The sequence below is a fragment of the Streptomyces tailanensis genome (assembly GCF_008386495.1).
Classification (GTDB): Bacteria; Actinomycetota; Actinomycetes; order Streptomycetales; family Streptomycetaceae; genus Streptomyces; species Streptomyces tailanensis.
Window position 1 is genome coordinate 22,286 of record NZ_VTHJ01000014.1, and the last position, 10,747, is coordinate 33,032.

Sequence of the window (10,747 nt, forward strand, 5' to 3'; positions counted from 1 at the left end):
GATCGAGCAGCATCACCGGGAAGAGGCGGGAAGGTTGGACGGAGCCGAGACTGGCCCTGCGGAACGCAGTGGGACACGACAAGTTCGGCCACCGGCTCTCCAACGCCTTGAGCCGCGCGGGCGTGATGTCGCTCGCGGAGCTCCGCCTGCGCACCGACGCCAGGCTGTTGCGTGTGGGAGGGTTCGGCCCTGCGGCGCTGGAACGCGTGCGCGGCGCCCGGCTCGGCCGTGCATGGCATGTCGACCATGAGGCCCCGCCGGCGACGACATCCGGCACCTCCTTCAAGCCCCGGCCGACCTGCCGGTGATGCCGCGTACCACCCCCAGGTCCACCAAGTCCTTTGGCCGCAGCCTGAGTTCATCGGCAGTCGTTCGTACCTGTTCCTCCGGCCGCTTCAGGATCGCGGCGGCCAGCTCCGGGGCTATCACCGAGAAGTAGCTGTCCGGGGTGGCCCAGGTGTTGTCGGGGGCGGCGAGGGCGAGGGCGCCGCCGGAGCCACCCTCGCCGATGAGGAGGGTGGTGATGGGGGTGCGGGCGGTGGCCACGGCGGTGAAGAGGTCGGCGATGGCGGTGCCGACGGCTTGGTGTTCGGCGGCGGCGTCGTTCGCGGCACCCGGGGTGTCCACCAGGGTCAGTACGGGGATGCCGAGGCGGTCGGCGAGGTGGATCAGGCGGGTGGCTGTGCGGTAGCCGGCGGGGCGGGTGGGCGTGCCCAGCTGGGCGGCGTAGGCGATCGTCCGGCCGTCGTGTTCGCCGAAGCCGCAGAGCATGCCGGGGTCGGTACCGCCGCCGACGCGGTCGCCGCTGATGGTCGTACGGTGGGTGAAGTAGGCGTCCAAGTAGGCGTCGGCGCGGGGGCGTTCGGGGGAGCGGGCGCGCTCTACGGCCTCCCGGCCGGTGGCGGGGAGGGTGGGGGTGGGGGACGCGGACAGGGCGGGGGGCGGGGATGCCGGTTCCGTTGCGGGGTTTGTGAGGAGTTCCAGCCACAGGGTCAGCGTCGGCCGTAGCTCCTCCGGGCGTACGACCGCGTCCGCCGCGCCCGTCGCCACCTGGGACTCCGCCGTGTACGCCGCCGGGTCCGCGTCGGGTGGGCGGACCCGGGAGCCGGCGAAGCCGACCTGGGCGGCGGGGAGGGCCAGGATCACATCGGCGCCGGCGCCGAGGGTGGCCCAGCCGCCGCCGGTCGTCGGGTCGCGGAGGACGGCGAGCTGGGGCAGGCCGGCCTCGCGGGTGAGGGCCGACTGGCGGGCCACGCGCTGGAGTTGGGTGAGGGCGCGCATGCCCTCCTGCATACGGCTGCCGCCGGTCGCGATGAGGGAGACGACCGGGAGACGGTGCTCGCGCGCGTACGTGTACGCCGACTCCAGGCGGTCTCCGGTGCGTTCGCCGAGCGAGCCGCCGAGGAAGCCGAACTCGAAGGCGATCAGTACGGCGGTCGTCGGACCGATCGTCGCCCGCCCGCACACCACCGACTCCTCCTCCCCGGTGCGCTCGGCGGCGCGGGCGCGCGAGGCGTCGTAGCCCTGCCAGGAGAGGGGGCCGTCGGGGGCGTACTCCTTTGCGGGGGTGGGGAGTTCGGTGAAGTCGTCCGTCACCAGGGCGATGGTCTCGCGGGCGGAGAGGCGCTCAGTCATGGGCCCGCAACGCCCGCTTCATGATCTTGCCCATGTCGTTGCGGGGGAGGGAGGTGAGGTAGTGGACGGTGCGGGGGCGCTTGTGGGGGGCCAGGCGGGCGGCTACGTGGGACGCCAACTCCTCGGCCGCAGGCGGTGATTGGGGGTCGGCGGGGACGATCCAGGCGACCACGCGTTCGCCGAGGTCGGGGTCCGGTTCGCCGGTCACGGCGGCCTCCCGTACCGCCGGGTGTTCGAGAAGCGCGTTCTCGATCTCGCCCGCGCCGATCTTGTAACCGCCGCTCTTGATCAGGTCGGTGGCCTTGCGGCCGACGATCCGTACGTAGCCGTCGGCATCGCGGACCGCCATGTCGCCGGTGCGGAACCAGCCGTCCGGGGTGAACGCGGCGGCGGTCGCGTCGGGGCGGTTGAGGTACTCCGTGAAGAGGTTCGGGCCGCGTACCTGGATCTCGCCGACCGACTCCCCGTCGTGCGCCGTGAGGGGTGTGCCGTCGTCCTCCACCAGCCGCAACTCCACGCCGGGCAGCGGGACTCCGACCGTACCGGCGCGGGGCTCGCCGTCGGCGCGGACGCTGGTGTTCATGAGCGTCTCCGTCATGCCGTACCGCTCGATCACCCGGCGTCCGGTCGCCGTCGCGATCCGCTCGTGGTCGTGCACGGGGAGAGCGGCCGAGCCGGAGACGAGGAGCCGGGCGCCGGCCAGTGCCTTCGCCAGTGTCGGGTCGGTGGGGAGGGCCTCCGCGATGCGGTGGTACATCGTCGGGACGCCGAACAGCATCGTCGCGCCGGACGACAGCTCCCGGGCGACCCCTTCCGTGTCGAACCTGCCCAGGTGGCGCACCGATCCGCCGCGGCGCAACGGGCCGAGGATGCCGAGGATCAGGCCGTGTACGTGGAAGAGGGGCAGGGCGTGGACCAGTACGTCGTCCTCGGTCCACTGCCAGGCGTCGGCGAGGGCGTCGAGGGTGGTGGCGACGGCGCGGCGGGGGATGACCGCGCCCTTGGGGGGGCCGGTGGTGCCGGAGGTGTAGACGACGAGGGCGGGGTCGTCGTCCTGGGTCTGGTCCTCGGGAACGGTCCCGGTGGTCGCGAGTACGTCGACGTCGATGCGATCCAAGTCCCGGAGGGGCGAGGGGAGTTCGTCGCCGGGGGCGGCCAGTACGAGTGACGGCGCGCTGTCGGACAGGATGTGGCCGAGCTCCTTCTCCCCGGACTTCGGATTGAGTGGTACGGCGGCCACACCGGCGAGCAGGGCGGCGACGACACCGACGGCCGTCTCCAGCGCCGGTGTCGCCCACACGGCGATCCGGCCCGTCCCGCGGATCCGTTCCGCCAGCGCGCCGGCCGCGGTGCCGAGTTCGCCGTACGTCAGCCCGCGGTCGCCGAAACGGAGGGCGGGGCGCTCGGCCGGGGTGCCCGTCAGGGCCGGGAAGAGAGGGGACACGTGTCGTACTCCTTTGGTGTTGCCTCAGTGGTCGCCTTGATTGTCGTGGTCCTCTCGGGTGGGCCTACTCCCAGCCCGGTACCACCAGCACCAGCCACACCACCGCCGGTACCGCCGCCACCACGATCCCTCCGTAGATCATCAGCTGTCGGAAGAAACGCTCACGGTCGACGTCCGGTGCCGCGGCGAGGACCAGCGCGCCGTTCGTGGAGAAGGGGCTGACGTCCACGACCGTCGCCGAGACGGCGAGGGCCGCGACCATGCCGACCGCGCCGATCTCGCCCTGGGCCAGGAACGGTACGGCCAGGGGGATCAGCGCGCCCATGATCCCCACGGAGGAGGCGAACGCCGAGACGATCGCACCGATGTAGCAGAGCAGGAGCGCGGCGAGGAGGGGGACGCCGATGTCGCTCACGCCCTCGCCCGCCCAGGTGATCGTGCCCATTTCGTCCAGGACACCGACGTAGGTGAGGACGCCGCAGATGAGGAGGACCGTGGACCAGGCGATCTGGGTGACTGCCTTGCGGCTGTCGTCCGGCCAGATGGCGCTGAGGACGACTGCGAGGGTGATCGCGGTGAGGCCTGCGTCGAGGTCGAAGGCGAGTACGGCGATGACCAGGGAGGCCAGGGCGGTGAGGGTGGCTGTGCGGGCGGGGGTGAGGTGGAGGGTGTCGGGCGGGGTGGTTACGGCGGTCGTGGTGCCGGTGGTGGGGGCGGTTGCGGGGGTGCCGCTGCCCGTGGCTGCGGCAATGCCCTCCTGTCTCCACAGCTTCAAGCCCCCGAACAGTACGAAGACCACTGCCGCGATGACGATGTTGGCGATCAACGAGGCCAGGAAGAGGGCTATTTCGTTGCCCGGGAGCTTCTCGCGCTCGACGATGCCGTTGACGATCGTGCCGTAGATGCTGATCGGCGAGAAGCCGCCGCCCTGGGCGCCGTGGACGACCATCGCGCCCATGAGGAGGGGGCTGATGCCGTACTGGGCGGCGAAGCTCAGGGCGATGGGGGCGACGATGGCGACGGCGGCCGGGCTGATCGCGCCGATCGCGGTGAGGGAGCCGGTGAGGGCGAACATCACCCAGGGGATCAGCGCCACCCGGCCACGTACGAGCCGGATCGAGGCGTGCACCAGCCAGTCGGTCGTGCCGTTGGCGCGGGCGATCGCGAAGAGGTAGGTGATGCCGACGAGGACGACGAACAGGTCGCCGGGGAAGCCTGCGAAGATGCCGTCCGCGTCGAGGTCGGCGACGAGTTCGCCCACGCCGAAGGCGGCGGCGAAGGCCAGCGCGCCCATGTTCACGGAACGGGTGGTGGCGATGACGAACACCACGGCGAGGACGAGGATCGAGATCAGTTCGGGGGACATACGGGCTCCCGTCGTTGGGTCCCGGAGCGGCCGGCGGAGGCTGGGGTAGTGGTCGAGTGGCTGAGCCACTTTCGCGTCGTCAGCGTGGGGGCGTACGCGGGCGGCGTCAAGGGGCCTCGCGAAAATTGGTTCAGCCACTCGGCCACCGGGCCACTGCCGAGGGGCGGTGTTACGCTCCCGAAAGAGAGGGGATCCCGTGACCGACGCGACCGACGCCCTACGCCCCATGACCAAGCAGCGCCTCTACGAGCAGGTTCTCGACCGGCTGCGGCAGTACGTCGCCGAGGGCGGACTGAAGGCCGGCGACCGGCTTCCGCCCGAACGTGATCTGGCCCAGCGACTGGGGGTCAGCCGGGCCTCGGTCAAGCAGGCGATCGTGGTACTGGAAGTCCAGGGGCTGGTGGAGGCGCGGCACGGCGGCGGGACGTATCTCGTCCGGGACAGCCTCGACGTCGAACCGGTGGAGAGGATGGTCGAACGTCGCCGCCGCCTCCCCGACGTCCTGGACGCCCGCGAGGCGCTGGAGACGAAGCTCGCCGAACTCGCCGCCGAACGCAGGACGGAGGAGGACCTGACCGCCATGCGGGACGCGCTCGCCCACATGGCGGACGAGATCGAGCGGGACGGACACGGCACCGAGGGCGACCGGCTCTTCCACGCGGCGGTCACGGCGGCCGCGCACAGCAGCCTGCTCGCCGAGTTCATGCGTTCCATCGCCGACCAGATCGCCGAGAGCCGCACCGAATCCCTCCGCCAGCCCGGCCGCCCCACCCGCTCCCTGGCCCAGCACCAGGCCATCCTCGACGCCATCGCGGCCGGACAGCCCAGACAGGCGGCCACCGCGATGCGCCGCCATGTCCGCACGGTCGCGAAGGTCCGCCTGCTGCACTGGGATCCGGGGGACTCGCCGGCCTAAGGCTTGGCCGGGCGATCGCTGTGGGGCCCTCAGAGCCTGGCACTCGTACTTGTCCCGCCCGGCCGCAGGGCCGTTCTTCTCACCGTGTTCCGCGAGACGAAGATGCGGGAGTCCGATGAAGTCCTGAGAGCACACAGAGCCCGGAAGCTCTGCGAGGCCGAGCACCCTCCAGCTGACGAGCACGACATCTACAGTAGGAGCGAGGAGGCCCGATGAGCAGCGGATATCACACAAGCTGGAAGGTCCCGCCCGAGCACCGCGAAGACCCGGCCTACCGCGCTGCGGGGCGCCGGATGGACTTCGCTCAGGCGGTCTACGACCGGCGCTCGGCCCTCGGCTGGAGCACTGCCGAACTGGCTCGCCGGGCCGGCATGACCGAAGAGGACATCGAGTCCATCGAAGAGAGCGGAATCGACCCGACGCTCGAACTCATCGAAAAACTGGCCACCGCCCTCGAAGCCGACGCACGGATCGTCACGCGCGCCACCCCTGAGTTCCGCTTCGAGGCCCCCGCCGCCTGAGCCGACTCGTCCGACGCCGCTCACCTTCCGTGGCTGCAAGGTGCGTCCAGAGCTGGACGGTCCCACGCGCGAAAGCGCGAGGCCAGGTACCGGAGGAAACACAAGCGACGAACGCGCACGCGAAGACTGCCAACCAGCAGCGAGAGAGTGCGAGTCACCCATTACCGCCGCTCCGCGCCGTCGACCGAAAGGCATTCCCGGTGCCCCCGCCCTGCGCCGCCACCGGGAATGCCTTGTGACGGGCGTCACACCGCCCTCCTCGTGTGCCCGATTCATTCGCATGTCGACCTTTCACCCCCTCTCGCAGAACGGACAGAGCAGTAAATCCACGGGCAACCCACCCCACCCTTCGCTTGCGTGAATTTGAGGATTCTCTGAGGATGACACCAGGATTTTCGCGCAATGCCCTTGCTTGGGCTGCCACGCATGATTAATTTCCTCTTCATCGGCGCAGCCACTTGAGGGGTAGCGTCAGTCAGAGAAAACGGGGAAAAAATGAATACGACCATGAAGCGAGCGCTTGGCTCGACGGCGACAAGTGCCGCGCTTGTCATCGGCAGTCTCGCCATGATTCCGGCGATGTCCACCCCTGCCGCGGCGGCCTGCCAACCTTCCACCTACTACAAGGTGGTGAAGTACGGCTCGCCCACCTACAAGGCGACGGGCCCCACGAACAGCAAGTACAACAGCAGCTCCTCCAAGTCCACTCTGTCGATCTCGGTAACAAGGAGCACCACTCGCTCGTCGACCTGGAAGGCCGAGGCCGGCGGCAGCGTGAGCTGGGGCATCGGCCAGGTCGAGGCCAAGACCGGCTACGAGGTGACGAAGAGCGTCACCAAGGGCGTCAAGGTGACCAACAAGATGGTCGTCGACTCCAAGAAGCGCGGGTACACGCGCCCCATGGTCGAGTACCGCAAGTTCAACATCGAGAAGTGGCGTGAGGGCGGTGACTGCAAGCAGTACTACGTCGGGAGCATGGGTAAACTGACCGGCATCACTTCCTCGATGCACTGGGCGGAATGCCAGACCAAGAGCACGAACGGCTGCACGCCCAAGCCCTGATTGTTCCAAGGCGTCGAAGTCTGAATTATTCCGGATGCATAAGGACCGGAATTAATGCCGGGCGAGCGGCAGCATTTCTTGCCGCTCGCCCGGCATAACCTTCAGCAAAGCTGAAGAGCGGCGGGGAGACATCCGCGAGTCAGCCGGAGTAGTCGTCCTGGCCTCGATCTTTCTTGACGGTCTGCCGACGGAGTCGGCAGACCGTTTCGCGTTCAGGGCGCGGTGCCCGCCCGCTGCGAGCGTGTCGATCAGCCGGGAGACTGTCGGGTCCGAGGCCAGGGCGATTGCAAAGTCCTTTGATCGCGCACCGGCGCAGGTCATTTGAGGCCGCGGAGGGCCAGTGGCCGCTCGTAGGGGCGGAGGGCTGTGGTGCGGAGTCCGGCGGCGATGTTGGTGTGGCCGGCGTCGCGGAGTTGGTTGATGGCGAAGCTGAAGTCAAGCGGTGGACGCGTCCGGTGATTGGCGGATCCGTTCCACTCCCGGCGCGGGCGGACCTGGTCGCAGACCCCAGGCCTGGAACGAATCTGCCAATCACCGCCTTGAGCCGCCCCTGCCATCGATGCGCTTGCACCGCTCAACTTCGAAGACTCACCAAGCTCCGTACCGCCTACCAGGCGCTACGGCCGTCCCTGACCGGCCACCTGACCCGACTGGAGATGCCGTGAGTACCCTGCCGCGGGGCGGGTGGACGCTCCTGCACGCCTCCGCCGTCGTCCGTGACGACCAGGCATTGCTCGCCTTCGGGTCCAAAGGGGCGGGCAAGACCACCACGGCGCTGTTGCTGGCCGGCCGCGGGGCCCAGCTGCTAGCCAACGACCGGGTGTTCGTCAAGGTGGTCGGCGAGCAGTTGCGCGTACTGCCGTGGCCGTCTGCGGCAGCCGTCGGGCTGGGTCTGCTCGATGCCCTCGGCCTGTACGACGTCGTGCGCGAGCGGCTCCAGGCGGGCGAGCAGCTCCACCCCACCCAGCACCAGGACGTGACCGACGCCCTGCCGGCCGGCCGACGCGAGCCGTTGTGGGAGCCGGGCGGCAAGCGGGAGAGGAAGGTCCAGGTGTTCCCCGACCAGTTCGCCACCTGGTTCGGCATGGAACTGGCGACCGGCGGACGTGTGGCGGCGCTGCTGTTCCCCTGTGTCGGTCCTTCCGCCGTCCCGGACGTGGTCGACGGGGACCGGGCCCTCGGCGAGGCCGACTTCATGAGCGGCGCCACCGAGGACCGCTACCCCGACCACTTCGGACTCGCCCCCGGCACCAACGGCGGCGGTGACGACCCGGCCCGCGCCGCCGTCGCCGAGCAGTTGGCCGCGCTCCCGCACCACCAGCTCGTACTCGGCCACGACGTCCAGGCCAACGCGGACTTCCTCGCCGAACTCGTCGGCCACCTGTAAGCGCGCGGACCGGATCATCGAGGAACGGCCGGGCGGTACGTCATCGGGGGAGAGTGTCTTCCCCGTCCCCATGCCCGTCCGCCTGGGACGGTTCACGACGAGGGGAAGCCCAGGCCTCCACCACGTCGGCCACCACGCAGCTCACGTTGTCCGGGCCGCCCGCCTCGTTCGCCTCGGTGATCAGACGGCGTACGGCCGTCTCCGGGTCCTGGACCGAGCCCAGGATCCGCTGGATGGTCGGGTCCGGGACGACTGAGGACAGTCCGTCGGAGCAGAGGAGGTAGCGGTCGCCGGGGTGGGTGTCCTGGAGGCGGAGGTCGGGGGTGGAGATGGTGTCGTCGGTGGTCAACGCCTTGAGGAGCAGGGCGCGTTGGGGGTGGGCGGTCGCCTCCTCGGGGGTCAGGCGGCCCTCGTCGATCATCGACTGGACGACGGTGTGGTCGTGGGTGATCCGGAACAGTACGCCGTCGCGGAGCAGATACGCGCGGGAGTCGCCGATGTGGACGAGGGCGAGCTGGGAACCGGTCCAGAGCATCGCGGTGAGGGTCGTACCGTCCTCGCCGCCGGCGATGTCCCGTACCGCGGTCGTCGCGCCCCGTACCGCGTCCTCCAGCAGGTTCAGCACGCTGCCCGCCGGGAGGGTCTCGCGGTCCAGGGTCTTCAGTGCCTCCACGGCCGCCGTGCTCGCGGGGGCCCCGGCCGGGCCGAAGCCGTCGGCCACGGCGAGGACGCGGGTGCCGGCGTAGGCGGTGTCCTGGTTGGCGGGGCGGACCAGGCCGGTGTCGGAGAGCGCGGCGTATCGGAGTTCCAGCATGGTGGTGTCCTCCTCGGACGTAGGGGTGAGGTGGTCCACGAGGAACGCCGCCAGGTCGCGTCGGGTCGCCGTCTCGGCCTCTACCCCGGCCCAGTACGCCCGGATCTCTTGGGCCGCCGGGCCCGGCGGAAGCGCGCACACCGTACGGATGCGGGCCAGCGGCATGCCGAGCCGGCGCAGCCACGCCACCAGCCGGGCCCGCTCCAGTTGCTCGGGGGCGTAGTGGCGGTAGCCGGTGTCGGGGTCGACCCGTTCGGGCCGGAGCAGGTCCAGCTCGTCGTAGAGCCGCAGTGCCTTCGGCGACAGGCGGCTCGCCTTCGCGAAGGCCCCGATCGTCAGCATCATCCCCATGGTTCCCGGGTTCCCCCTTCGGTCCTGGCCGTTCCTCGTTCCGCTCTCGATGCTGGGGGTTCCCCGAAGGTGAAGGTCAACTGAGAGGGCGTTTGATATACGCGTATTGCCCTGTATGCCCTAGTAGGTTCCTCGCCAGGTTGGCGTGGNAGAGGGCGTTTGATATACGCGTATTGCCCTGTATGCCCTAGTAGGTTCCTCGCCAGGTTGGCGTGGTCTCGTCCGTTATGCGTTTGGCGAGGTTGTCGATCGAGGCGATGTGGATCATGGCTTCGGAACTGGCAGTGAGGGTCTCGTAGTCGCGGGCGAGACGGCGGTGCATCATGATCCAACCAATACTTCGCTCTACTACCCAGCGCCTCTTCACGACGTGAAATCCGCGCTTGTCCGGGTTTCTATTGACTACTTCGACGTCGATTCCGAGGCGGGCGCCGTGTTCGATGACGGCATTTTTGAAGCCGGTGTCGACCCAACTCTTGGAGATGGTTGGGTACTTCTCCTTCGCCTGGTCGAGGAGGCGTATTCCCAGGGCGTTTTCCGAGAGGCTGGCGGCGGTGACGGTCACGGCGAGGATGAGGCCGATGGTGTCGGTGAGGATGCCCCGTTTCCTGCCGACGATCTTCTTGGCGGCGTCGGTTCCCTGGCTGGTCAGGGGCACGTTGGTGGAGGTCTTCACGCTCTGGGTATCGATCACGGAGGCGGTCGGTTCGGGCTTGCGTCCTTCCTTCACGCGGGCCAGGCCGGTCAGGTCGTAGTTGAGCTGGGCGAGGATTCCCTCGTCGCGCCAGGCGGCGTAGTAGAAGTAGACGGTGCCGTGGCCTGGGAAGTCGTGCGGGAGGTATTTCCAGGGGATTCCGGTGCGGTTGATGTAGAGGAGTGCGTCAAATACGTCGCGCAGTTCGACTTTGGCCGGCTGCCCCGTCGGCCGGCGTTCGAGGCGGGCCTTTCTCCAGGCCGTCAACGTCGGCTCAATCAGGGCCCATCGGGCGTCGGACAGGTCGCTGGGGTACGGCTTGCGCTCGCTCACGGCGCAGCGTGATCATGAGTACGGCGGAGGGGTGGGTTCCGCTGAAACTCGGGTGATTCTGGGGTGTTTTCAAATCAGACGGGTTTTCGGTTATGAAGCCGCACGAGACGGACAGTCGAGTGCTCGGCCCTGCAGAGTACGAAGAGCCCCTACCTGGCGAATGCGCCCAAAGCGAGGCATGGGCAAAACTTGCATACCGAAAAAAAGCTATGTGAACGCCCACT

General features: G+C 69.1%; 9 protein-coding genes and 1 pseudogene. 5 read left to right on the forward strand and 5 right to left on the reverse strand.

What is annotated here, in order from left to right:
• Positions 1–68 precede the first annotated feature (68 nt).
• Entirely contained in the window at positions 69–308 is a 240-nt protein-coding gene (locus tag F3T56_RS13650; RefSeq protein ID WP_149825446.1) for a DNA-directed RNA polymerase subunit alpha C-terminal domain-containing protein, read from the forward strand.
• On the opposite strand, the gene F3T56_RS13655 is transcribed toward F3T56_RS13650, so the two are convergent.
• From F3T56_RS13655 to F3T56_RS13665, 3 genes are all read right to left on the reverse strand, one after another.
• Positions 283–1,635, reverse strand: coding sequence for a carboxyl transferase domain-containing protein (locus F3T56_RS13655; protein ID WP_149825447.1), 1,353 nt, complete (start codon positions 1,633–1,635; stop codon positions 283–285). The genes F3T56_RS13650 and F3T56_RS13655 overlap by 26 nt on opposite strands.
• Entirely contained in the window at positions 1,628–3,079 is a 1,452-nt protein-coding gene (locus F3T56_RS13660; RefSeq protein ID WP_149825448.1) for an acyl-CoA synthetase, read from the reverse strand. Before F3T56_RS13660 ends, F3T56_RS13655 begins: the two co-directional genes overlap by 8 nt.
• Before the next feature lie 64 nt (positions 3,080–3,143).
• A complete protein-coding gene (locus tag F3T56_RS13665; protein ID WP_149825449.1) occupies positions 3,144–4,445 on the reverse strand; it encodes an SLC13 family permease in 1,302 nt (433 codons plus the stop codon).
• A 226-nt stretch (positions 4,446–4,671) separates the two neighbouring features.
• Here F3T56_RS13665 and F3T56_RS13670 point away from each other — a divergent pair, with 226 nt between their 5' ends.
• The 4 genes and pseudogenes from F3T56_RS13670 to F3T56_RS13700 all read left to right on the forward strand — a co-directional run.
• Positions 4,672–5,361 (forward strand): FadR/GntR family transcriptional regulator, encoded by a 690-nt coding sequence (locus tag F3T56_RS13670; protein ID WP_149825587.1) that lies wholly within the window; start codon positions 4,672–4,674, stop codon positions 5,359–5,361.
• 212 nt (positions 5,362–5,573) lie between these two features.
• Positions 5,574–5,882, forward strand: a complete 309-nt coding sequence (locus tag F3T56_RS13680) for a helix-turn-helix domain-containing protein (protein WP_149825450.1) — start codon at positions 5,574–5,576, stop codon at positions 5,880–5,882.
• Between the two features lie 507 nt (positions 5,883–6,389).
• Positions 6,390–6,944: a hypothetical protein gene (locus F3T56_RS13685; RefSeq protein ID WP_246203606.1), complete on the forward strand. Its 555-nt coding sequence runs from the start codon at positions 6,390–6,392 to the stop codon at positions 6,942–6,944.
• A 664-nt stretch (positions 6,945–7,608) separates the two neighbouring features.
• Positions 7,609–8,331: pseudogene (locus F3T56_RS13700) on the forward strand (phosphoenolpyruvate carboxykinase (ATP)); the annotation flags it as partial.
• Between the two features lie 40 nt (positions 8,332–8,371).
• Here F3T56_RS13700 and F3T56_RS13705 read toward each other — a convergent pair.
• Both F3T56_RS13705 and F3T56_RS13710 read right to left on the reverse strand, forming a co-directional pair.
• The gene (locus F3T56_RS13705) at positions 8,372–9,487 is read right to left on the reverse strand and encodes a MerR family transcriptional regulator (RefSeq protein ID WP_425473569.1); all 1,116 of its coding nucleotides are present in this window, start codon (positions 9,485–9,487) and stop codon (positions 8,372–8,374) included.
• A gap of 196 nt (positions 9,488–9,683) precedes the next feature.
• The gene (locus tag F3T56_RS13710; protein ID WP_149825454.1) at positions 9,684–10,523 is read right to left on the reverse strand and encodes an IS5 family transposase; all 840 of its coding nucleotides are present in this window, start codon (positions 10,521–10,523) and stop codon (positions 9,684–9,686) included.
• Positions 10,524–10,747 lie beyond the last annotated feature (224 nt).